We start from the raw sequence: 21,248 nt of genomic DNA, 5'->3' as shown, positions 1-21,248 counted from the left end.
CTACGCCCATTGCTGCAGGTAGTCACAGATCTGCTGGTTCAGCCAAAACTCGGTGCGAAACGGATGCTTGCCGCCGACAAAGCCGACATGGCCACCGTGGCGGCTGAGCCGGTATTCCACCTGTGGGCTCAGTTCAGCCGGGGAGGGGATCACGGCATCGCTTAAAAAGGGATCGTCACTGGCATGAATAATCAGCGTTGGGATGGTGATCGCTTTTAACCAGGCTTTGCCGCTGGCGCGTTGGTAATAGTCAGCGGCATCGCGAAAGCCATGGATCGGCGCAGTATAATGCTGGTCGAATTCGGCAATACTGTTAAATTGCTGCACCTGAGCTGGCGTTAGCGGGAGCGGAAAATCCGGGAACTGCGCCAGCTTGGCCAGGGTTTGCCGTTTTAAGCGCGCCAGCAAGTAACGCTGATAAATTTTACTCAGGCCCTGATTAATGCGTTTGGCGCAGGCCGCCAGATCCAGTGGCGGGCAGATGGCGACGGCAGCGCGTAGCGGATTAGCACTGGCTTGCTCACCACAGTATTTTACCAACACATTACCACCCAGGGAAAAGCCAACAGCGGTTAGTGGCATCGCCGGAAAACGCTGTTGTAGTTGGCTAAGTAAATAGCCAATATCGGCAGTATCGCCGCTGTGATAGGCCCGTGGCAGCTTGTTCGGTTTGCCATGACAACCACGAAAATGCATCACTACCGCTGGCAGTTTGCGGCGTGTTACTTCGGCCAGCAGCCCCTGAATATAGTGGCTGTGCAGATCGCCGGCTAAACCATGCAGGATCACCAGTAGTGGCCTTTGCTCAGTTACTGGCAGTTGTTCGGTCCAGTTGAGCTGCAGTTCATCACCATCGGGTAAGGCTAACATTTCCGGGTAGGTTGGCACCTGCTGCTTTGGGCTTAAATACTTAGCAAAAATAGTTTGCAGATGGGCATTACGTAGCCACCAGGGCGCGCTAAAGCTGGTGGTATGAAGATGATGACTGGCTGGTCCGAGCTGTGCTTGCAAAATAACCGCTCCTGAGAAAGAATGTGGCCTAAGGCTTCCAAAAAAAGAATAACGATGAATCGCCGCCAATTTATCCTGTCAGGCCTGGCGCTTGGCACCACCGCAACGCTGGGAGTTAACGGTTATCAGCTGCTAAACAGTGATGACACGGCTAATTCTGAGCTGGTACTTGCTGCCTTGCTACCGGCCTTATTATACGGTGCTTTACCCACAGCGCCGGCAGAGTCTGACGCCGCCATTAGCCGGACTATCGTAGCGGTGCACGACAGCCTGGCATTTTTGCCGCTACGCCAGCAGCAGGAACTACAACTGCTATTTAATTTACTGGCAAAGCGGCTGGGCCGGCTGGCGCTAAGTGGCCACTGGTTGCCGCTGGCTGAGCTGAGTCTGCCACAACGGCTGACGTTATTTGCCCGCTGGCGTGATAGCTACCTTGGCGTATTGCAGCAAGCTTACCATGGTTTACGCGAATTGTTATTTGCTGCCTACTACAGCCAGCCCGAGCATTGGGCTGCCCTCAATTATACTGCACCGAGGTTCCGTTAATGGCTAAGCAGTCACCGCAACATCTGGACGCCAGTCAATTTACCGCCGATCAGCAATTTAGCGCCGATGTGGTGATCATTGGTAGCGGCGCCGGTGGCGGTATTGCCGCTGAGTTACTGGCTAAGGCCGGTTTGCAGGTATTGTTACTGGAAGAGGGTGCCTACTATGATCGCGATGATTTTGTCATGGAAGAGCGCTGGGCCTATCCGCAGCTGTATCAGGAAGCAGCGGGGCGTAAAACCCGCGATCAGGCGATTGGTATTCTGCAGGGCCGCACTGTAGGTGGCTCAACCACCGTTAACTGGACTACCTCAATCCGCACCCCTCAGCCAACAGTCAGCTACTGGCAAACAGAATTTGGCCTCGACTTTAGCGGTGACAATACGCTAAGTCCTTATTTTGCTTTGGCTGAGCAGCGGTTAAATATCCACCGCTGGCCGGTGCCGCCGAATGCGAATAATGCCAAATTGCAGCAAGGTTGCGAGCGTCTGGGATGGGAATATACGGTGATCGATCGTAATGTCAACGGCTGCGCCAACCTTGGTTATTGTGGCATGGGCTGCCCGATCAATGCCAAGCAATCGATGTTAGTCAGTACCATTCCCAGTGCGTTGGCGCAGGGCGCCCGGCTGATCTCGCGGCTTTCGGTGCGGCAGCTACACTGGCAGGGCAATCAGGTGCAAAGTCTTACTGCGGTGCCGGTCGATCGCTTTTTCCATCCGCGCGCGGAAATACAGGTCCGCATTCGGGCCAAACACTTTATTGTCGCCGCCGGCGCCATCGGCTCGCCGGCGTTACTGTTACGCTCCAAAGTACCGGATCCCTCAGGCCGTCTGGGTAAACATACCTATTTGCACCCGACAGTGATCTCCGGCGCGCTCTTTAATGAGGACATTAACGGCCATGCCGGCGCACCGCAAAGTATTTATTCCGATCAGTTTGTCTGGCCCAGCGATGGGCAGGCCGGTTACAAGCTGGAAGTCCCCCCGCTGCACCCGGTACTGATGGCAACTAAGCTGACCGGCCAGGCTCAGGCTCATGCTGCCTTGATGCAGCAGTTTAATCAGTTACAGGTGACTATCGCTTTATTGCGCGATGGTTTTCATCCGCAAAGCCAGGGCGGCAGTGTTAGCCTGGATGCGCAGCAGCAACCGCTGCTGGATTATCCGATCAGTGACTATTTATGGCAGGGTATGCGTCGTGCGCTGTTATCGATGGCTGAGCTACAGTTTGCTGCCGGTGCCAAAGCGGTATTGCCCATTCATCATCAGGCGCAGCAATACCAAAGCTGGGCCGAGGCAAAAATCGCGATCGCCCAGCTGGCAATGCGTCCGTTATTACAAACGGTGGTGTCGGCTCATGTGATGGGCGGCTGTAATATGGCGGCTAACGAGCGGCTGGGCGTAGTGAATGCCGATGGTCAGCATTATCGACTGCAAAACCTGTCGATTTTTGATGGCTCGGTATTGCCAACCAGCCTGGGGGCTAACCCGCAGCTGACGATCTACGCTTTAGTGTGGCGCAATACTGAACGGCTGATTAGTCGTTTACGACACGGCTCCCGGTAACAATTTTTCTTTGGCTTACGTAGTTAAAGCTGGATTCTACTAGTAAAAATGGACTATTGTTACGACTGAATGCTTCTTATGTTGTGAAGATACGGTCATGCCAGCTTCGTTATACCACGCTTTAGGTGAATATATTGATGTGTTACTGGATGCGGTTTGTGCTGTAGATCGCGATGGTAATTTTCAATTTTTAAGCTCTGGTGCAGAACGTATTTTTGGTTACCCAGCCAGTGAGATGCTTGGCCGGAGTATGCTGGACTTTATCCACCCAGATGACATTCCGAAGACGCTGGCCGCGGCGCAGGCCATCAATACCGGGCAAATCAAGACTGATTTCGAAAACCGCTACCTACGCAAAGATGGCCAGATTGTACATTTGCTTTGGTCAGCACGCTGGTCGGCAGATAAGCAGCAGCGGGTCGCCGTGGCGCGTGATATTACCAGTTTAAAATTGGCGGAAAGCCGCCAACATGCGCTCTATGCTATTTCCGAGGCGGCTTTTGCTGCCGAGAATTTGCAGGATCTATACCGGCAGCTGTTGCAAATTGTACAGCAGTTAATGCCAATCCAGGCCTGTGTCATTGCCCGCCGCACGGTTGCCGACAGTATCAATTTAGCTTATCAGTATCTACCTGACGGGGATACGCAGAGTGCTGCGGAAGCAACCGAGCTTTGTTATAGGCTGTTGCAGGACAGGGGATCAGCCTCATTGCCGCTGATCCGTAAACGTGCAGACCATAATTTATGGTTGGGGGTGCGGCTGATCTCGCACACCAACGTGCTAGGCGCTATGGTGCTCTTAGTTTCATCACAAACTGCCGTATCACATCATGCGGATGCCGATTTACTGGATTTCGTGGCGCAGCATATGGCGGTAGCGATTGAGCGGAAAGAGTTACTGGCGCGGCTGCAACATTCCGCATTGTATGATGAGTTAACCGGCTTACCCAAGCGGGAGCTGTTTTATGACCGTTGCCGGCAGGCCATGGCACAGGCACAACGGCATCAGTGTCAGCTGGCCATTTGTTATCTCGACCTGGACGGTTTTAAACCGGTTAATGATCAGTTTGGTCATAGCGTTGGTGATGATTTATTACAACAGGTTGCGCAACGCTTAATCCAGAATGTGCGTCAGGCCGACACCGTCGCACGCTTTGGTGGCGATGAGTTTGTGATTTTGTTGAGTGAAGTTGACTCGGCAGAGCAGGCCGCGGTAGCGGCGGAAAAGATCCGTCAGAGTTTTAGTATGCCCTTTCAATTACCGTCACTCAGCCTGACGATCACGGCGAGTATTGGTGTGGTATGCGCTGCAGCGGCGACACTAAACACAGAGCCGTTACTTGCTATGGCCGACAAGGCGATGTATCGCGCCAAGCAACTGGGTGGTAACCGTTGTATTCAGGGCTAAACGGTTTGTAGTTGTTGTCCTAATAGACGGAAATAACCCAGCCATAATTGTCCGAGCTCAGCGGTTAATTGCGGTTCAGGGTAAACCCCTGCGCGGGCAGCAGCAGTTTGCCGGGTGCCCGCTACCAGAAAACTATTTTTCAGTGACTGGCTCTGTAATACTTTCTCGAATGCTCTGGCAGTCATTTCTTCCGGCAAGCTTAAATAAAGCCGCGACGCAGCCTGATCCAGGTTTCGGCAATGCTGAAAAAAGTCGCTGACATCACAACCATCATCACTAACAAAGAGTTTTGTAAATGCCTGGTCTAACAAAGCATTGAGGGGATGCGCTTTTACTGGCTGCCGTGTTAACCAGGTGCGGCTGGCAAATTGACCGGCGCTTACCTCACCCTGAAACATTTTCTGCGCAATATAATGATCGAAAGCGTGCATCCACTCGTGTGCCAGGCTGCCGCCGCCAGCATTTTTGGCCAGCGCCAGGATCCGCCCCTGTGGTTGATAGAAAGCGCAAACACCGGGTTGACCGCCGATACCAAAGGTCAGGGCCAGGGTACCGCGCAGTGAAATCACCTCGGCTGGGACTTTCAGCAATTGTTGCAAATCGGCAAAGGCATCAAAGAATAAATTAGCCGCTTGTTGTTGTTCGGCCGCAGTCACCCAGCGACCAATATGGATGCTGTTAAAGCCGAAAATCGTTACCAAATCGGCAAAGTTAACGTCGGCACCACTGCGATGCGGTGGACCATTACGATAGTACTGGCGTGGGGAGCGGGAAGCGTGTTGCATACCGCTATAATAGCGAGAGCCTTCAGCTTAGAGCAACAAAAAAGCGGGCCACCATGCTCGGAGTAACACAGCAGCCCGCAGACCTGAAAGGTTAAGCGGTTAAACTATCGAAGATCCGCAAAAAGGTCGGTTGCTGGCGGATAGCTAACGGCATATGTAAGCGCCGTGCCAGCTCCTGCGCATGGATCACGCCACGGATCTGGTGGTTATCGCGGTCCACCACCAGACAAAAGGCCTCACCATTCGATTGCAGGGTATTGACCACATCGGCAATGGTGCAGTTTTGTAGTTGCTGATAGGCCAGCGCCTTGATGCGCTCACGTGGCCGCATCAGATCCCGTACCTTGATTTCATCGCGGCTATTGCCCAGCATCACCTGGCGTAACAGCGCCTGCTCCGATAACTGTTCGATATGGATTAAACCCAGCATATTCTCATCGGCATCGACGACCAGTTTTAGCTGACTGTGTTCCTGCTGCATCATCAGCAGTGCCTGGCTGGCAGAGGTGTTACCTTCGATCAGGGTTGGCTGGTTATGTTTAAAATCACTCAGCACACTCAGCGCCGGTGAATTTAACGTGGTTTCAGTAAAGTCGGCGGGTTGAATTAATTGATCAACGGCATCTAAATTGAATAAGGATAAAGTTTTCATGATAGCTACTCACACTAATGGGCGCGCAGAGGCCACGCCAGAATTAACAAATAAAAATAAATGGCTGTTAAGTGTGATTAGGCGATGGGTGGTGCGCGGGCACTATCAGGGCTGCTACGGTGTGATAACCAGGGCGTTTGGTAAAAAGTATTAATGGCAGCGGGCAGGCTGTGGCTCAGCACTTTAGCTGAGGCGATCAGGCTGTCCGGTTCATCCGGTTCCTGTTCGTTACTGCCTTTGCTTTGGCCGAGGTTACTGCTTTCAGCATGCAGTGCCTGATAAGGGCTGTCAGCTAAAGGCGATAATCTGCTGTCATGGGTAATACCTGCGTCTGTTGTCACCAACAGGCTCAGATAAAACACCGCGATAAACAGATTAAACCAACGCATAGTCAATACTACGACCTTTTTACTACCACTAAATTGATAATGGCTAGTTTTGCAGCGATTAACAAGAGGGCAAATAAAAAATATTTACTGCCCTAATTCTTACTTGAATTCGAATCAGGCTGATGCGGCGCTTTGCTGCAGTAGATCCAGCGCCAGCGCTTCGGCTACCTTAATACCATCGATACCGGCAGATAAAATACCGCCAGCATAACCGGCGCCCTCACCGGCGGGGTAGAGGCCGCGCACGTTCAGGCTCTGGAAGTCTTTGCCGCGTTTAATACAAATTGGTGATGAGGTGCGGGTTTCAACGCCGGTCAGTAAGCCATCAGCTTTGGCAAAGCCTTTAATCTGCTTATCAAAAGCCGGGATGGCTTCGCGGATGGCGGCGATAGCAAAGTCGGGCAATACCGCAGACAGATCGGTAAGCCGGATCCCCGGTGTGTAAGAGGGTTTGACCTCACCTAACTCGGCAGAGGATTTACCCGCAAGAAAATCGCCAATCAGCTGTGCCGGTGCATGGTAGTCGGCCCCGCCTAACTCAAAGGCAGCACGTTCCAGTTTACGCTGTAAATCGATACCGGCCAGTGGGTGCCCCGGATAGTCACGTTCCGGATCAATGCCCACCACTATTGCGCTATTGGCATTACGTTCGTGACGTGAATACTGACTCATTCCATTGGTCACCACGCCGCCCTCTTCGGACGCGGCAGCAACTACGGTACCGCCCGGGCACATACAGAAGCTGTAGACAGTGCGGCCATTCTGACAATGATGCACCAGCTTATAGTCGGCAGCACCGAGAATAGGGTGGCCGGCATTTGGCCCCCAGCGGCATTCATCAATCAGGGATTGTTCATGCTCAATCCGAAAGCCAACCGAAAAGGGTTTGGCTTCAATATAGACGCCGGCATCGTACAGCATCTGAAAAGTATCGCGGGCACTGTGGCCAACGGCCAGCACCAGATGCCGGCAGGGCAGGTAGTCGCCGTTATGCAGCGTCACACCTTCCAGTTGCTGGTTATTGATATGCAGCTGATCGACCCGGGTACTAAAGCGAATTTCACCACCCAGCTCGGTGATTTTGGCGCGCATCTTTTCAATCATCGATACCAGTTTAAAGGTACCGATATGCGGCTTACTGACATAGAGTATTTCGTCCGGTGCCCCGGCGGCAACGAACTCGGTCAGCACCTTGCGGCCATAGTGTTTCGGATCCTTAACCTGGCTATATAGCTTGCCATCGGAAAAGGTACCGGCGCCGCCTTCGCCGTACTGCACGTTGGATTCGGTGTTCAAAGCCTGGCCACGCCAAAAACCAAAGGTGTCTTTGGTTCTTTCGCGCACGGCTTTACCGCGCTCTAACACTATAGGTTTTAAGCCCATTTCGGCCAGGATCAGGGCGGCAAACAAACCACAGGGACCAAAGCCGACCACGACTGGTCTTTCAGCTGCGGCGGCAGGAATTGGCGCGACATATTTATAACGGGTATCCGGCGCAACCGACACATGCGGATCTTTCTGAAAACGTTTTAGCAGTGCCGCTTCGCCGGCAACGTCCAGATCCAGGGTATAAATCAGTTGAATATCAGATTTTTTACGGGCGTCAATGCCACGTTTAAACACGCTGAAATGGTTTAAATCACTGTCGCTGATGCCCAGTTTGGCCAGAATGGCTGCGCGCAATTCAGCCTGTTCATCCTGATGCTGCAGCGGTAATTTAATTTCGGTTAAACGTAACATAACACTCGAGTCTCAGATTGCGGGCCGGTTTGCCGGTAAAGCCAGTATTTTACGCGATCTGACGCCGGCTGTCCGCTTTCCTGTTGTGTTTCACGTTTGCTTCAGTATGATCGCGCAAAATAGCGGAGGAAGTTGCCATGGCCTTTGTAGTAGGTGAGAACTGTATCAAATGTAAATATACCGATTGTGTGGCGGTATGCCCGGTTGATGCGTTCTTTGAAGGGCCAAATTTTCTGGCTATTGATCCGCTGATTTGTATTGATTGTGGTTTATGCGAGCCGGAATGTCCGGCCACGGCGATTTTTCAGGAAGATAAACTGCCGCCAGGTCAGGAAGGCTTTGTCGCGTTAAATGCCGAGCTGGTTAAGCTGTGGCCGAATATCCGTGAAGTCAAACCGGCACCCGCCGATGCGGATGCCTGGAATGGTGTGGCCGATAAACTCCAGCATCTGGAGTATTAGGGCATCTGCCCGACCTGTTAAACCGTCTGGCTATTACTTGGTTTGCTCCTCAGCATTACCTACTTTGTACATAAAATATACGGCGTAGAAAATGCACAGGCCAATCACAATGGCCAGGCCGGTAAAAGAAATAAAGATCACCGGGTCGTTTAAAAACTCATGCCATAGGTTCATAGGATTTCCCTCCTGAAGTTGCTTGAGGGAAGTGTAGGCAAGGGCAGTAGGCGCTGATATGACCTGGATCAAAGTTACTCAGCTGGCCGCGGCAAAGCGGGCGGCAGCTTGACGCAGATCAAATAATGCCCGTTGCAACGCTTCGTTTGCTGCGGCTAACTGCTGGCAGTATAGACTCAGGTTGTCAGGGTTGCTTGCCGGGGTAAAGCGCAAGTAGTGACACAGCAGTTGCTGCTCCAGCCGTTCTGCCACCAACTCGGTTTGTAAAATTCCCTGTTTTAGTTCCGTTTGCTGGTTACTATCCAGCGGCAGTTTAGGCAGCTCTCGCCGGCACTGGCGTAATACCTGAGTAATATGCTGACTTAACGGTGCTAGTTGCTGTAAGCCCTGCGTCAGACTGGCGGCATCCAGCTGCCAGCCCAGCTGTTCGGTATAGCTGAGTAGCAGCAGCAGATTAACATTGGCCTGCCAATTGTCCTGTAACTGCAGGCAAAGCGGCTGCACCTGTGGGTAAAACGCCAGGCTGACTTGCCAGAAGGTATCGGCATTAAGCTGCTGCACTGTCATTTGCTGCATAGATCGCTTTGTCCCTATTGATTTTGCTGCCAGAAATGTTGGCTTTGTTGTTCCAGCGCCTCTTGCGCCTCAAACCAGCTTTCTTCTACTTGCGCCAGTTCGCTGCTGGCCTGGGTTTGTTCTGTCAGCAGTTTAGTTAGCTGGGCTTTGTTAGCGGCTTCGTAGATGACTGGTTCCGCCAGTTGTTGCTCCAGGCTGGCCAGCTGAGTCTCCAGTTGTTGCTGCCGCAGCTCCAGCTTGTCAATTTTCTGCTTTAGTGGTCGCAGCAGATTGCGCAGCTCCGCCTCCAAGCGTTTTTGATCTTTGCGCACTGCCGCACTATTGCTACTGACGGTTTCCGGAGCCGCACTCTGCTGGCTTTGTCGGGCATCTTGTTGCAGCCACTGGTAATAGTCCTGCAAGTCGCCATCGAAGGGCGCGACTTTGCCATTAGCCACTAAATAAAATTCGTCAGTGGTGCTGGTCAGCAAGTGGCGGTCGTGCGATACCACTACTATGGCACCGGCAAAATCCTGCAGCGCCATTACTATGGCTTCGCGCATTTCCAGATCCAAATGGTTAGTCGGTTCGTCCAGCAACAGCAAGTTCGGGCGCTGATACACCAATAACGCCAGCACCAGGCGAGCCTTTTCGCCGCCGGAGAAAGGCGCACAGGGTTCCAGCGCTTTATCGCCGTGAAAACCAAAACCACCAAGAAAATCACGTAGCTTCTGCTCAGGAACCTGAGGGTCCAGTCGCACCAGATGCTGCAGTGGCGAATCTTGCGGTCTGAGGGTTTCCAGTTGGTGCTGGGCAAAATAACCAAGACTAACGCCACTGGCATACCAGAGTTCACCAGCCAGTGGCGGTAGCTCACCACTGAGTAATTTGATCAGTGTTGATTTACCGGCGCCATTACGCCCGAGTAAGCCGATACGGCTACCTGGCAGCAGCTGAAAGTTAATATTGCTCAGAATAGGCTTGCCGCTATAGCCAGCCTGGACCTGTTCCAGTTTTAACAGTGGGTTGGGTAAGGCCCGTGGCTCGCGGAAACTGAAGTTAAATGGCGAATCAACGTGCGCCGGTGCCAGTATGGTCATGCGCTCCAACGCCTTAATTCGGCTCTGTGCCTGCCGGGCTTTGGTGGCCTGGGCTTTAAAGCGGTCGATAAATTGTTGCAAGTGCGCCACCTGGCGCTGTTGCTTCTCAAAGTTCGCCTGGTGTTGCGCCAGTTGTTCTGCGCGCTGGCGCTCGAACTGGCTGTAATTGCCCTTATACAGCGTCAGACACTGGCGTTCGATATGGACAGTATTGTCGGTCACCGCATCAAGAAAATCCCGGTCATGGCTAATCAGCAGTAAGGTACCCGGATAGTTGCTGAGGTACTTTTCCAGCCAGAGTACCGCATCCAGATCCAGGTGGTTGGTTGGCTCATCGAGCAGTAACAGCTCGGCTTTTTGCATCAGCGCCCGTGCCAGGTTCATCCGCATCCGCCAGCCACCGGAAAATGACTTTACGGTCTGTTGCTGCATCTCGCCACTAAATCCTAAACCCGCCAGCAGGGTGCCGGCCTTGGCCTCGGCACGGTAGCCATCCAGCGCTTCAATTTGCTGATGTACCGCTGCCAGATCGCTGTCGCTGCATTGACTGCGGGCTTTTAGCAGCAATGGATAGAGTTCAGGCTCGCCTTGTAACACATAATCCAGGGCGGAACAGTCCAGGGCCGGCGTTTCCTGAGCCACTGTTGCGATCACCCAGGCAGCAGGAATGCTGACATTACCCGCATCGGCATGTAATTTACCTTGCAGCAGCGCAAATAAGCTGGATTTACCACAACCGTTGGCGCCGACAATTCCCACCTTTTGCCCCGGAAATACGGTAAGATCGGCCCCTGTAAACAGCGCCTGGATACCGCGTCTTAATTCTACCTGCTGAAGCTGGATCATGTTTTACCTTGTACCAGTGAACTAAGTGGGCGATTTTACGCTATATCCGGCTGAAACTAAAATTTCGTCCGGCTTTTTGTGCCCGTTGGAGCCTGTATGACCACCCGTAAGAAAAAGCGTTTTATCGCTGGCGCGACCTGCCCGCAGTGTAAAGCCACCGATACCATGAGTTTGTTTATTGAAAACAATGTTGAAAAGGTGGAATGTGTGGCCTGTGGGCATCAGATGGCGCAGCCAGAGCAGCAAGTGGTGCAATCGACCCGCGAGAATGAATTGGTGATTGGGGTCTTTAAACCAGAATAAGCCAGCATTGTTGCTGGCTTATTCTACTTGGATTTAATAGTGCGGCGGTGGCGGTTCTTCTTCCGGTCGCAAAATACCGCTGTCTTCCGGTAATTGTTGTAACTTTTGCGCCATCAGCAGAATTTGCCGTTGCAGTTGCTCAATCTTGCGTTGATGAGCCAGCAGCTCCTCGTGCAGGCTGTGCATCGTATCTTCCTGAAAAGCAATTTTACTTTCCAGCTCAATCAAATGTAGTTCTATTGCTGAGGGTTGCTCAGTCATAACGGATTTCCCATACTTCGGCCAGGCCACTGGAGCTTTCGCTAATTATACGGTTTTCATCCAGAAAAGCGACGGCATGTACCACAGCACTGGGTGGGCGACTGCCAACTCTGGGGGAAACCCGCCAGCGCTGCAGCTCCCGGCCGCTTTGTACATCCCAAAGTACCAGGTTGCGGGTTGGGGCGCCGGTGAGTAAAAAGCGCCCATCCTGACTAAAACGCACCGCACTAAATACCTGCTGTCTGGCCAGCATTTGCAAGGAGCTTACCCGTTGTCCGCTTTGAATATCCCAGATTTGCGCTAATTGCTGACTATCAGCGGTAAACGCATAACGGCCCTGTGGGTCAAAGGCGACTTTGGTTACCCGGCTTGGATGCGGGAAACTATATAGGATTTGTGCGGTCTGAGTGTCCCAGAGGTAAGCCTGATAATCATTGCCACCGGTCAGGGCATAGCGGCCATTTGGGGATAAGGCGACGCTGTTAATGCGCTCGCTGTGCCCCAGAAAGTCCAGGCGCCGGCCGCTGCTAAGCGTAATATGTTGTACCACGTTATCGCTGCGCCCAACCAGAATATGGGCGCCGTTGTTAGACAGAGCAATATCGCGGATACTGCTGTTATCGGTTTGCCAATAGCCGACGTTCTGGCCATCTGCGGTGCGCCACAGGGCAAAGGTCTGATGATCGGCGCTAAGGACATGGCTGGCGTTATCACTGATCGCCAGGTGAAACACCAGATTGTCGCTACTATCCTGATGGCGCCAGTGATACTTCAGGGCATTTTGTTGCAGATCCCAAAAGGCGATACCGTCCTGGATAGAGGACACTGCAGCAAAGCGGCCATCGGCTGAAAGCGCGGCGGCATAACTGCCCTGAGCCACATGCGGGTACTGCGCCAACGGCTGGGTGTCGACCTTACTACAGCCGGCGAGCAACAGGGTGGCAAGCAAAATTACAGGATATTTCATTGCGGGTGTTAACCTCATCCACACAAAGCGTTAGTATAGCGAAGCGAGCTAACCTTTATTACAACATACTATAGCAGCCGAGAGGTTGCGCTATGGAGAAAAGAATGCGCTTTAAAACCAAATTAACTCTGGTCGCTGTTGCGCTGTTGGCGTTAACGGCTTGTCAGAAAGAACAAAAAGCTGAACCAGCACCAAAAATGGACACTGAACAAGCTAAACAAGCTTATAGCCTTGGCGTTTCAGCTGGCCGTTATCTGCAAAGCACTATCGACGAGTACAGCAAAATCTCTGTTGATCTGAATGCCCAGCTGATTTTAAAGGGTGTACAGGATGGTATGGCCGGTAAGTCTGATGTTACTGAAGAAGAAATTCAGCAGCTGTTAACTGCGCTGGACGAAACCTACCGCAATGAACAAATGAAGCTGGCTGAAGCCGCGGCGGCGTCAGCCAAGGCTGCAGGTCAGGCTTATCTTGACGAAAATGCCAAGAAAGAAGGCGTAACCGTCACGGAATCAGGTCTGCAGTATGAAGTGCTGCAGGCCGCAGAAGGTGCTAAACCTGCTGCTACTGATACCGTTAAAGTGCACTACACCGGCACTTTAACCGATGGCACCAAGTTCGATAGCTCTGTTGATCGGGGCGAGCCTATTGAGTTCCCGTTAAACCGCGTTATTCCTGGTTGGACTGAGGGTGTACAACTGATGAGCGTGGGCTCTAAGTTCCGTTTCACTATTCCGTCTGAACTGGCGTACGGTGAGCGCGATATGGGTACCATTCCACCAAACAGCGTGCTGGTATTTGAAGTTGAGCTGCTGGATATTGTAAAGCCACAATAAGTAGCGGTTTAAATAAAAAAAGCGGCCTGGCCGCTTTTTTTATTGCTACGTTAAAGCAGACCTAAGCCGTCGTGGTCGTAGAGACATGTTTGGCATGCAGGGTCTCGATCAGCTTATCTTCCAGCGCAAAACGTTCTTCCATTGCCTGACCCAAAGCCGACAATTCTAAATCAAAAGAGCCGCTGTTACGGGTACTCAGATGCTCAGCGTATTTATCGTTAAATTCCAGCGCCAGGTCGGTTGAGACCGCAATTTTGGGGTACAAGGAGTCTGCCAGCTTGCGGCTGTTGGTGCCGTTCACCGCGCATTGGGCGACGATTTGTTCATAGACTTCAAAGTGACCGGCAGACAGATAATCCATCAGTAACTGGCAAAATTCTTTAATTTTGTCTTGCGAAGGCATGGTATGACGGTCTTTTTCGAAAGGAGGCAAACCGGCCAGCCGGCAATAACTGACAATCAACTCGCGTCGCTCCTGCAGCCAACTATCAATCGCCTTCAGGCTGCCGCCATATTTTTGTTGCGCTTGCTGTACGCGGGTGTACATTTGCCTCTCCTTAGATGCAGCCTGTGTTGCTGCAATACTGCTAATTAAAAGAATTTCAGCGAAAAGATCAACCGTTTTTTTATTGGTCAGCCCAGCGGCCCGGAGTATGATGCTGCCATTCTTGCTAAAACCTCCGCATTAAAACAGAGGCTGTAATGATTGAACATAGTGTAAAAGTATCATCCGGGCAGTTGGCATACTGGTTTATTGTGAGTCAGGGCCGGTTGTTTCTGACCGCAGATGGCACAGTACCCTTTACTGAACTGGCTGCGCTGCCGCTGCAGCTGGCGGATGCGATGACCTGTAAACTGGGTGAATACCAGCAGCAGCCATGTTATCTGGTGGTGTATGACGATCGGCCGGCGAATGAGGCGGATTGGCATTCCGCCCGTGCTTTATTAGAGCAGGGCGAGGCGCTGTTTCAATTGGCTGCCCGGGCGACCCAGGTTGCGTTATTTCTGCAAACACACCGTTTTTGCGGTCAGTGTGGCAGCGCGATGCGTTTGGTTAACTGGGAGCTTGCGACTCTTTGCCATAAGTGCGGGCATCGCTGTTACCCTCGTATTGCACCCTGTGTTCTGGTCGCGGTAGTAAAAGCAGATAAAATTTTGCTAGCGCGCTCCACCCGGCACAAAGCGGGATTTTTCTCGGTCCTGGCAGGCTTCGTTGAGTCGGCAGAGACTCTGGAGCAGGCGGCGGTGCGCGAAGTAAAAGAGGAAGTGGGGATCGATATTACCAATTTGCGTTATGTTGGCAGTCAGCCCTGGCCTTTTCCACATTCATTGATGACAGGTTTTGTGGCTGACTATGCCGGTGGTGAGATCCAGTGCCAGCCTGAGGAAATTGCCGAAGCTTACTGGTGTCCGCTGCATGACTTGCCAGAGACACCGGGGCTACAGACTTTATCCGGGCAGTTAATTGCGTTGGCGCAGGCAACACAGCAGCAGAAAGCATAAAATAAAAAAGCCACTCAAGGTGGCTTTAAATTGGAGCTTAAGGTCTCGTATACCGAGCTTCTTTGTTGTTAGAACTTCACTAGCGCAGTACTTTTATAACAGAAGCGTTTTGCTGATACAAGCGGCAAACGGAAAAAAATGAACCTAAGCTGAATATTTTTTTCAGTTTACGTAAAGGTAAAGATTGCAGCTTTATAGCGCCAGATCATAGAGCAGACGGGTGCAAGCTGTTAGAATGCGACAAAAGATGTGATGGCGGATGAATTATGCAGCTAAAAAATGATCGTTATTTGCGTGCCTTGCTACGGCAACCGGTAGATCGAACCCCAATTTGGATGATGCGCCAGGCCGGGCGTTATTTACCTGAGTATCGTGCTACCCGTGCGCAAGCCGGTGATTTTATGTCGCTATGCAAAAACCCGGAGCTCGCCTGCGAGGTGACATTACAGCCATTACGCCGCTACCCATTGGATGCCGCTATCCTGTTTAGCGATATTCTGACCATTCCTGATGCGATGGGGTTGGGGCTCAGTTTCGGTGTCGGCGAGGGCCCTCGATTCAGTAAGCCGATCCGCGATTTTCTGGATGTGGTGCATTTACCCATTCCGGATCCGGAGCAGGAGCTGCGTTATGTCATGGACGCGGTACGCACTATTCGCCGTGAGTTGCAGGGTAGCGTGCCGTTGATTGGTTTTTCCGGCAGTCCGTGGACGCTTGCCACTTATATGGTGGAAGGCAGTGGCAGTAAGACCTTTAGCATCATCAAAAAGATGATGTATAGCGAGCCGGAAGTGCTACATATGCTGCTGGATAAGCTGGCGCAAAGCGTGACCCTGTATCTGAATGCCCAAATTGCAGCCGGCGCTCAGGCAGTGATGATCTTCGATACCTGGGGTGGGGTGCTGACGCCACGCGATTATAAAGAATATTCGCTCAGTTATATGCAGCAAATTCTGAACGGCCTGACCCGTGAGGCTGATGGTTGCAAAGTACCGGTAACCTTGTTTACCAAAAATGGCGGTCAGTGGCTGGAAATGATGGCTGCGACTGGCTGTGATGCTTTAGGTTTAGACTGGACGACAGATATCGCCAACGCCCGGGCCCGGGTAGGGCAGCAGGTGGCGTTACAGGGTAATATGGACCCGTCTATTCTGCTGGGCACACCGGAGCGGATCCGTCAGGAAGTACAAACTATCCTTGATGGCTTTGGCCAGGGTTCAGGTCATATCTTTAACTTGGGACATGGTATTACGCCTGATGTCGATCCGGAACATGCCAGGGTCTTTATCGAGGCGGTGCAGGATCTCAGCCCGATGTACCATATGAACGCTGAGATCCCGGAATAAGCGTTAACTGCGGCTGTTGGCGCAGTGGTCTACTGCGCCAGAACCCCAAACATCAGAACAGGCGGTTTAGGCCGTTTAGTGCCGCAACCCGATATGCTTCGGCCATGGTTGGGTAGTTAAAGGTGGTGTGCACAAAGTAGTTCAGATTATTACCACCGTTCTTTTGCATCATAATGGCCTGACCGATGTGAATAATCTCCGCGGCCCGCTCACCAAAGCAATGAATACCCAGAATTTCAAGGGTATCACGGTGAAACAGCACCTTCAGACTCCCGGCACTGGTATTGGCAATTTGCGCTCTGGCTAAATGCTTAAACTGCGCACGGCCGACCTCGTACGGGATTTTGGCAGCGGTGAGTTCCTGCTCGGTTTTGCCGACTGAAGACATCTCGGGAATGGTGTAAATGCCGGTCGGAATATCGGCAATCAAATGCCCGTCCAGATTACCTTTTACGATAGCTTCACCGGCCAGCCGGCCCTGGTCGTAGGCTGCGCTGGCCAAACTTGGATAACCAATCACATCACCGACGGCATAGATATTATCTACAGCCGTCTGATACTCACTATTTACTTTTAACAGGCCGCGACTATCAGCGGCCAGGCCCACCGCCTCCAGATTCAGCATTTCAGTATTGCCGGTACGGCCGTTGGCAAACAGGAAGCAGTCGGCTTTCATCCTTTTACCGGATTGCAGGTGTAAAACTACGCCATCATCCCGGCCTTCCACATGCGACAGTTCTTCACCGTGGCGGATGGTCATACCCGAGTTCCAGAAGTGGTAACTCAGGGCATCAGAGATTTCGGTATCCATAAAAGATAATAACCGGTCGCGGGTGTTGACCAGATCGACCCGCACGCCCAGGCCACGGAAAATCGACGCATATTCACAGCCGATAACCCCGGCACCAAAGATAATAATATGTCGTGGATCATGATCCAGCGACAAAATGGTATCGCTGTCATAGATGCGAGGGTGTTTAAAATCAACATGCGGAGGCCGGTAAGGCCGCGACCCGGTAGCGATGACAATGGTTTCTGCGCTCAGTGTGTAGCAACTGCCGTCGTTATGGGTAATTTCCAGGGTATGGTTATCAATAAAACGGGCTTCACCCTGATAAATCTTTACCAGATTGCGATCATAAAAGCCGCTGCGTAGTCGTACTTGTTTGCGGATCACGCCGGCAGCATGTTTCAGGATCTGTGAAAAGGTCAGACCTTTCATCTGCTCTTCAACCTGAAACAATGGGTTTTCATTAAATTCTATTAAACGGCTGACCGAGTGGCGCAATGCTTTCGACGGAATAGTGCCCCAGTGGGTACAGCCACCGCCAACCGCTTGGTAACGTTCAATGGCCGCAACGCTTTTACCACTTTTCGCCAGATACATAGCCGCACCTTCGCCGCCGGGGCCCGTACCAATAACGATGGCATCATAATCATAACTGGGTTGTTTTTTCGCTGCTTTTGCCGACACGTTTGCCAATCCTGTCAAATTACTAGTAGAAATTAGCATAACAGTTATCAGACACAAAAAAAGAGGCGATCGCCTCTTTTTTCCGGAACAAGCGCTCGCTTAACTAAAAGCGGCGGTCAGGCGCTGCCAATGATTCTGTTGTTGTTGCAGATGTTGCTTTAACTCCTGATAACGCTGCATAAATTCAGACGCATTCACCTGATCGACCAGCGCTGTACGTTTCTGTTGTAACAGCTCTTTCTTCAGCTGGTAATAATCCTGAATTTTTGCCACTAACAGCTGATACTCCTGCTCCAGCAATGCCAGCAATTGTTCTGCATTCGGCAAATGCTGAACTTTATCTTTGGCGCGCTTAAGCTGCATTTTGGCAACAGCCTGCGCAATTCTGTCTTCTGGCACAGTACGTAAATTCCAGGTCAATTTCAGCAAGGAGCAGGATTTAATCAGCCATTTAGTCGGGTCAAACTGCCACCAACGGATCCCGTTGCGGTAATCGTATTCAAAAATATGATGGTAGTTATGATAGCCTTCACCATAGGTCAGAAACGCCAGAAAGCCATTATCCCGGGCGCTATTCTCATCGGTGTAGGTTTGTTTACCCCAGATATGCGCCAAGGAATTAATAAAGAAGGTAAAGTGGTGGCTTAAAACCAGGCGTAGCACACCAACACTTAACAGCATGCCCCAGAAACTGCCAAGCAGTAGCCCCAACAGCAGCGGAATACCAATGTTAGTCAGTAACACCAGTGCCAAATAATGCTTGTGCTGGAAAGCCAGGATAGGGTTCTTTTGCAGATCGCGCACATTGCTGTAGTCGAAGTAGCTATCGCCCTGATAGTCACGCAGCATCCAACCAATATGACTAAACCAGAAACCACGGCCGGCAGAGTAAGGATCTTTGTCGTTGTTATCGACATGGCGGTGATGCACACGGTGATCCGATGACCAATGAATGGCACTATTTTGCAGGGCGAAGGCGCCGCCGATAGCAAAAATCCACTGTAAAACGGGATGGGCATCATAGGTCTTATGAGCCCACAGCCGGTGATAGCCTGCAGTTATCGAAATACCGCAGTAGCCCATGCACAAAATGGTGGCAATAATTTCTGCTGTGGTAAAACCAACTGTCAAGGCATAATAGGGAACCGCAATAGCGGCAACCAAAAAAGTCAGACTGAACAGAATGACGTTAGTCCAGATGATCGGATGTTTTTTCATGAATTCACACTTTGAGCTTACAACTGTACGCCAATTTACCCAGCTGCTGACAGCCGGTCAAGCTAAATCGGCTGAACGGCAGTAAGAAAGGGACGCATCGTGACCAGAGCAGAACAGAAAGAACGTACCCGCCAGGCAATTATTAATGCTGCCTTTTCGCAGCTAAGTGCCGAAAAAGGCTTTGCCAGCTTAAGCTTACGCGAGGTCGCCCGTGAGGCCGGCATTGCACCCACCTCCTTTTACCGCCATTTTGCCGATATGGATGAATTGGGCTTAACGCTGGTGGATGAAGCCGGCTTAATGTTACGGCAGCTGATGCGCCAGGCAAGATTACGGATTGAAAAGCACGGCAGTGTAATCAGTACCTCGGTAGAAACCTTTATGGAGTTTGTCGCCGAAAACAGCAACGTGTTTCGCTTGTTGCTGCGTGAACGCTCTGGTACTTCGGCGGCATTTCGTGCTGCCGTTGCCCGTGAGATCCAACATTTCTGTGCGGAGCTGGCGCATTATCTACGCAAACAAACGCAGTGTCCGCCTGAACTGGCGCAGCTGCAGGCAGAGGCGATGGTTACGCTGGTATTTCATACCGGAGCAGATGCCCTGGATGCACCGCGGGAACACTATCCGCAGCTGACCCGGCGTACCATCATGCAACTGCGCTGGCTGGCACACGGTGCCGCCAGCTATGGCCGTAAGCAGCCCGACTAGCGCTTACGCAGTAGCACACCAGTTTCAATATGGTGGGTGTATGGGAACTGATCAAATAAGGCGAGCCTGCTGATATCGTGGGTCTTGGCAAGTTCAGCCAGATTCGCCGCCAGAGTTTCCGGGTTACAGGAGATATAAAGAATAGACTGAAAGCCGCTAACCAACGATAGCGTAGCTGGGTCCAAGCCGGCCCGCGGCGGATCGACCAACACAGTATTTAACGCTAATTTGGCCAGGTCGAGCTCTTTAAGCATGCGGCCTTGTTGTAGCGCCGCCGCCACATCTTCGGCAGACATCTGCAATACCTGCACATTTCCGATCTGATTTAGGGCGATATTATATTGTGCCGACTTAATTGAACTGCGGGCCAATTCAGTTGCAATGACCTGACCAAACTGGCTGGCCAATGCCAGTGAAAAATTGCCATTACCACAATACAGCTCCAGCAAGTCACCGCCCAGCCCAGCGGCGCAGTCTGACGCCCAGTCCAGCATTTGCTGATTCACGCCGGCATTCGGTTGGGTAAAGCTGCCTTCAAGCTGTTGGTACTGAATGCTCCGATCTGCCGCGTTAAAACGTTCGATTACAAAGTCATCAGAAACTACCAGCTTTTGTTTACGGGCCCGGCCGATAAAGCGCACATTATAGAGTGGCGCCAATTCCTGCTGTAACTGCCTGGCGGCCTCCAGCCATTGCTCATCGAGTTTACGCTTATAGATCAGGCTGACCAGAAGTTCTCCGGTCGTGCTGGCCAGATAGTCGGCCTGATAAAGCCGATAGCGCAATTGATGATTAAATTGAATGGCTTTCAATAACACTGGCATAAAATCCGCGATGGGCTTAGCCGCTATTGGGAACTCGTCAACCCGAACCGGTTGCCGGCTGGCGGGGTCAAACATGCAGTGATAGATGTCATCACCATTATGCCAGATACGGAATTCGGCACGTTGCCGGAAATGGCTTACCGCAGAGCGAAAGATTTCTGTTTCGGGTAAGGCAAACTGCGCGAGTAAATGGCGCAAATGTGCTGCTTTAGCGGCGAGCTGAGTTTCGTACTGTGCGGGAAATACCTGACCTAATGACATCTGACTCTCTGACTACTGGCAAAAGACGCATTTTAAGCGCTTTTTGCCAGTGAGCCAAATTTAAGCGTCAGTAAAAGCAAACTAACAACAGCAGCGACAACTGAGCGCCGCCGGCTTACTCTGCCGCAGAGCCGTCATCATCCTGACGTTCACGGGCTTCGCGTACTTTAAGAGTACGTTCCTGAAACTCAGCATCGTTCAGCTTGCTAATCATCTTATTGGCGTCAGCCGCGGCGACTTCAACAAAACCAAAGCCACGCCGCCGACCGGTCTGGCGATCTTTCATCAGGCGGACATTGGCGACAGTACCGT

Annotated in this window: 24 protein-coding genes (1 of these 24 cut by a window edge); 9 read left to right on the top strand and 15 right to left on the bottom strand. The window is 51.8% G+C overall.

Annotated features, from left to right (window positions below; genetic code table 11):
- Positions 1-1,011 carry a hydrolase gene (locus tag H1D31_RS03925; RefSeq protein ID WP_261256230.1) on the bottom strand — a complete coding sequence of 337 codons (1,011 nt, stop codon included), beginning with the start codon at positions 1,009-1,011 and terminating at the stop codon, positions 1-3.
- 54 nt (positions 1,012-1,065) lie between these two features.
- Between H1D31_RS03925 and H1D31_RS03920 the strand changes: the two genes are divergently transcribed.
- From H1D31_RS03920 to H1D31_RS03910, 3 genes are all read left to right on the top strand, one after another.
- Positions 1,066-1,557: a hypothetical protein gene (locus H1D31_RS03920; protein WP_065955850.1), complete on the top strand. Its 492-nt coding sequence runs from the start codon at positions 1,066-1,068 to the stop codon at positions 1,555-1,557.
- Positions 1,557-3,125, top strand: a complete 1,569-nt coding sequence (locus tag H1D31_RS03915) for a GMC family oxidoreductase (RefSeq protein WP_261256224.1) — start codon at positions 1,557-1,559, stop codon at positions 3,123-3,125. The genes H1D31_RS03920 and H1D31_RS03915 overlap by 1 nt, the downstream gene beginning before the upstream one ends.
- A 97-nt stretch (positions 3,126-3,222) precedes the next feature.
- Positions 3,223-4,533, top strand: coding sequence for a GGDEF domain-containing protein (locus H1D31_RS03910; protein ID WP_255365703.1), 1,311 nt, complete (start codon positions 3,223-3,225; stop codon positions 4,531-4,533).
- Here H1D31_RS03910 and H1D31_RS03905 read toward each other — a convergent pair.
- The 4 genes from H1D31_RS03905 to H1D31_RS03890 all read right to left on the bottom strand — a co-directional run bounded on the left by H1D31_RS03905 (position 4,530) and on the right by H1D31_RS03890 (position 8,099).
- A complete protein-coding gene (locus H1D31_RS03905; RefSeq protein ID WP_261256220.1) occupies positions 4,530-5,318 on the bottom strand; it encodes a CLCA_X family protein in 789 nt (262 codons plus the stop codon). The genes H1D31_RS03910 and H1D31_RS03905 overlap by 4 nt on opposite strands.
- A gap of 91 nt (positions 5,319-5,409) precedes the next feature.
- Positions 5,410-5,970: a CBS domain-containing protein gene (locus tag H1D31_RS03900; protein ID WP_008609642.1), complete on the bottom strand. Its 561-nt coding sequence runs from the start codon at positions 5,968-5,970 to the stop codon at positions 5,410-5,412.
- 77 nt (positions 5,971-6,047) lie between these two features.
- The gene (locus H1D31_RS03895) at positions 6,048-6,359 is read right to left on the bottom strand and encodes a hypothetical protein (protein ID WP_261256218.1); all 312 of its coding nucleotides are present in this window, start codon (positions 6,357-6,359) and stop codon (positions 6,048-6,050) included.
- A gap of 114 nt (positions 6,360-6,473) precedes the next feature.
- Positions 6,474-8,099, bottom strand: coding sequence for an NAD(P)/FAD-dependent oxidoreductase (locus tag H1D31_RS03890; RefSeq protein WP_261256216.1), 1,626 nt, complete (start codon positions 8,097-8,099; stop codon positions 6,474-6,476).
- Between the two features lie 137 nt (positions 8,100-8,236).
- Here H1D31_RS03890 and fdxA point away from each other — a divergent pair, with 137 nt between their 5' ends.
- On the top strand, positions 8,237-8,560 hold the full coding sequence (fdxA, locus tag H1D31_RS03885; RefSeq protein WP_261256214.1) for a ferredoxin FdxA: 324 nt from the start codon (positions 8,237-8,239) through the stop codon (positions 8,558-8,560).
- A 33-nt stretch (positions 8,561-8,593) separates the two neighbouring features.
- Here the strand turns inward: fdxA and H1D31_RS03880 are convergent, their stop codons facing one another.
- The 3 genes from H1D31_RS03880 to H1D31_RS03870 all read right to left on the bottom strand — a co-directional run bounded on the left by H1D31_RS03880 (position 8,594) and on the right by H1D31_RS03870 (position 11,235).
- Entirely contained in the window at positions 8,594-8,734 is a 141-nt protein-coding gene (locus H1D31_RS03880; RefSeq protein WP_141686150.1) for a DUF3149 domain-containing protein, read from the bottom strand.
- Positions 8,735-8,812: 78 nt separating this feature from the next.
- The gene (locus H1D31_RS03875) at positions 8,813-9,310 is read right to left on the bottom strand and encodes a TIGR02444 family protein (protein WP_261256211.1); all 498 of its coding nucleotides are present in this window, start codon (positions 9,308-9,310) and stop codon (positions 8,813-8,815) included.
- A gap of 14 nt (positions 9,311-9,324) precedes the next feature.
- Entirely contained in the window at positions 9,325-11,235 is a 1,911-nt protein-coding gene (locus tag H1D31_RS03870; RefSeq protein WP_261256209.1) for an ATP-binding cassette domain-containing protein, read from the bottom strand.
- 96 nt (positions 11,236-11,331) lie between these two features.
- On the opposite strand from H1D31_RS03870, the gene H1D31_RS03865 reads away from it, so the two are divergent.
- Positions 11,332-11,538: a YheV family putative zinc ribbon protein gene (locus H1D31_RS03865; protein ID WP_008609634.1), complete on the top strand. Its 207-nt coding sequence runs from the start codon at positions 11,332-11,334 to the stop codon at positions 11,536-11,538.
- Positions 11,539-11,571: 33 nt separating this feature from the next.
- Here H1D31_RS03865 and H1D31_RS03860 read toward each other — a convergent pair whose 3' ends face one another.
- Both H1D31_RS03860 and H1D31_RS03855 read right to left on the bottom strand, forming a co-directional pair.
- Positions 11,572-11,799: a SlyX family protein gene (locus H1D31_RS03860; RefSeq protein ID WP_008950776.1), complete on the bottom strand. Its 228-nt coding sequence runs from the start codon at positions 11,797-11,799 to the stop codon at positions 11,572-11,574.
- Complete coding sequence (locus H1D31_RS03855; protein WP_065955844.1) at positions 11,792-12,766, bottom strand: WD40 repeat domain-containing protein; 975 nt, start codon at positions 12,764-12,766, stop codon at positions 11,792-11,794. Before H1D31_RS03855 ends, H1D31_RS03860 begins: the two co-directional genes overlap by 8 nt.
- Positions 12,767-12,870: 104 nt before the next feature.
- Between H1D31_RS03855 and fkpA the strand changes: the two genes are divergently transcribed.
- Complete coding sequence (gene fkpA / locus H1D31_RS03850; RefSeq protein ID WP_065955843.1) at positions 12,871-13,602, top strand: FKBP-type peptidyl-prolyl cis-trans isomerase; 732 nt, start codon at positions 12,871-12,873, stop codon at positions 13,600-13,602.
- A 61-nt stretch (positions 13,603-13,663) separates the two neighbouring features.
- On the opposite strand, the gene H1D31_RS03845 is transcribed toward fkpA, so the two are convergent.
- Positions 13,664-14,149 (bottom strand): Rsd/AlgQ family anti-sigma factor, encoded by a 486-nt coding sequence (locus H1D31_RS03845; RefSeq protein WP_065955842.1) that lies wholly within the window; start codon positions 14,147-14,149, stop codon positions 13,664-13,666.
- A 155-nt stretch (positions 14,150-14,304) separates the two neighbouring features.
- Between H1D31_RS03845 and nudC the strand changes: the two genes are divergently transcribed.
- Together nudC and hemE are read left to right on the top strand one after the other, a co-directional pair.
- Positions 14,305-15,105, top strand: a complete 801-nt coding sequence (gene nudC / locus H1D31_RS03840) for an NAD(+) diphosphatase (protein ID WP_261256197.1) — start codon at positions 14,305-14,307, stop codon at positions 15,103-15,105.
- Positions 15,106-15,371: 266 nt separating this feature from the next.
- Complete coding sequence (gene hemE, locus H1D31_RS03835) at positions 15,372-16,451, top strand: uroporphyrinogen decarboxylase (RefSeq protein WP_261256195.1); 1,080 nt, start codon at positions 15,372-15,374, stop codon at positions 16,449-16,451.
- Positions 16,452-16,503: 52 nt separating this feature from the next.
- Here the strand turns inward: hemE and sthA are convergent, their stop codons facing one another.
- Both sthA and H1D31_RS03825 read right to left on the bottom strand, forming a co-directional pair.
- Complete coding sequence (gene sthA / locus H1D31_RS03830; protein WP_261256193.1) at positions 16,504-17,964, bottom strand: Si-specific NAD(P)(+) transhydrogenase; 1,461 nt, start codon at positions 17,962-17,964, stop codon at positions 16,504-16,506.
- Positions 17,965-18,024: 60 nt separating this feature from the next.
- Complete coding sequence (locus H1D31_RS03825) at positions 18,025-19,143, bottom strand: acyl-CoA desaturase (RefSeq protein ID WP_261256192.1); 1,119 nt, start codon at positions 19,141-19,143, stop codon at positions 18,025-18,027.
- Positions 19,144-19,242: 99 nt separating this feature from the next.
- Here H1D31_RS03825 and fabR point away from each other — a divergent pair, with 99 nt between their 5' ends.
- Positions 19,243-19,851, top strand: a complete 609-nt coding sequence (fabR, locus tag H1D31_RS03820) for an HTH-type transcriptional repressor FabR (RefSeq protein ID WP_008609623.1) — start codon at positions 19,243-19,245, stop codon at positions 19,849-19,851.
- Here fabR and trmA read toward each other — a convergent pair.
- The gene (gene trmA, locus H1D31_RS03815) at positions 19,848-20,936 is read right to left on the bottom strand and encodes a tRNA (uridine(54)-C5)-methyltransferase TrmA (protein ID WP_065955837.1); all 1,089 of its coding nucleotides are present in this window, start codon (positions 20,934-20,936) and stop codon (positions 19,848-19,850) included. The genes fabR and trmA overlap by 4 nt on opposite strands.
- 115 nt (positions 20,937-21,051) lie before the next feature.
- Positions 21,052-21,248 carry the 3' end of an RNA recognition motif domain-containing protein gene (locus H1D31_RS03810; RefSeq protein ID WP_008950783.1) on the bottom strand. The gene runs 307 nt beyond the window's last position, so 197 of the gene's 504 nt are visible here — the last part of the coding sequence; its start codon lies beyond the right edge, outside the window; it ends in the stop codon at positions 21,052-21,054.

This window comes from Alishewanella sp. BS5-314 (genome assembly GCF_025377695.1).
GTDB classification, from domain to species: Bacteria; Pseudomonadota; Gammaproteobacteria; order Enterobacterales; family Alteromonadaceae; genus Alishewanella; species Alishewanella aestuarii.
This window is presented reverse-complemented; position numbering and strand designations above follow the sequence as displayed.

Bases quoted from the DNA above. Each gene is read 5' to 3' on its own strand.
- H1D31_RS03865 (WP_008609634.1), top strand. From the start codon at position 11,332: ATGACCACCCGTAAGAAAAAGCGTTTTATCGCTGGCGCGACCTGCCCG.
- sthA (WP_261256193.1), bottom strand. From the start codon at position 17,964: ATGCTAATTTCTACTAGTAATTTGACAGGATTGGCAAACGTGTCGGCA.
- H1D31_RS03910 (WP_255365703.1), top strand. From the start codon at position 3,223: ATGCCAGCTTCGTTATACCACGCTTTAGGTGAATATATTGATGTGTTA.
- H1D31_RS03860 (WP_008950776.1), bottom strand. From the start codon at position 11,799: ATGACTGAGCAACCCTCAGCAATAGAACTACATTTGATTGAGCTGGAA.
- H1D31_RS03825 (WP_261256192.1), bottom strand. From the start codon at position 19,143: ATGAAAAAACATCCGATCATCTGGACTAACGTCATTCTGTTCAGTCTG.
- H1D31_RS03920 (WP_065955850.1), top strand. From the start codon at position 1,066: ATGAATCGCCGCCAATTTATCCTGTCAGGCCTGGCGCTTGGCACCACC.
- H1D31_RS03890 (WP_261256216.1), bottom strand. From the start codon at position 8,099: ATGTTACGTTTAACCGAAATTAAATTACCGCTGCAGCATCAGGATGAA.
- H1D31_RS03845 (WP_065955842.1), bottom strand. From the start codon at position 14,149: ATGTACACCCGCGTACAGCAAGCGCAACAAAAATATGGCGGCAGCCTG.
- H1D31_RS03915 (WP_261256224.1), top strand. From the start codon at position 1,557: ATGGCTAAGCAGTCACCGCAACATCTGGACGCCAGTCAATTTACCGCC.
- H1D31_RS03895 (WP_261256218.1), bottom strand. From the start codon at position 6,359: ATGCGTTGGTTTAATCTGTTTATCGCGGTGTTTTATCTGAGCCTGTTG.
- hemE (WP_261256195.1), top strand. From the start codon at position 15,372: ATGCAGCTAAAAAATGATCGTTATTTGCGTGCCTTGCTACGGCAACCG.
- trmA (WP_065955837.1), bottom strand. From the start codon at position 20,936: ATGTCATTAGGTCAGGTATTTCCCGCACAGTACGAAACTCAGCTCGCC.
- fkpA (WP_065955843.1), top strand. From the start codon at position 12,871: ATGCGCTTTAAAACCAAATTAACTCTGGTCGCTGTTGCGCTGTTGGCG.
- H1D31_RS03905 (WP_261256220.1), bottom strand. From the start codon at position 5,318: ATGCAACACGCTTCCCGCTCCCCACGCCAGTACTATCGTAATGGTCCA.
- H1D31_RS03855 (WP_065955844.1), bottom strand. From the start codon at position 12,766: ATGAAATATCCTGTAATTTTGCTTGCCACCCTGTTGCTCGCCGGCTGT.
- H1D31_RS03875 (WP_261256211.1), bottom strand. From the start codon at position 9,310: ATGCAGCAAATGACAGTGCAGCAGCTTAATGCCGATACCTTCTGGCAA.
- fdxA (WP_261256214.1), top strand. From the start codon at position 8,237: ATGGCCTTTGTAGTAGGTGAGAACTGTATCAAATGTAAATATACCGAT.
- H1D31_RS03900 (WP_008609642.1), bottom strand. From the start codon at position 5,970: ATGAAAACTTTATCCTTATTCAATTTAGATGCCGTTGATCAATTAATT.
- nudC (WP_261256197.1), top strand. From the start codon at position 14,305: ATGATTGAACATAGTGTAAAAGTATCATCCGGGCAGTTGGCATACTGG.
- H1D31_RS03880 (WP_141686150.1), bottom strand. From the start codon at position 8,734: ATGAACCTATGGCATGAGTTTTTAAACGACCCGGTGATCTTTATTTCT.
- H1D31_RS03870 (WP_261256209.1), bottom strand. From the start codon at position 11,235: ATGATCCAGCTTCAGCAGGTAGAATTAAGACGCGGTATCCAGGCGCTG.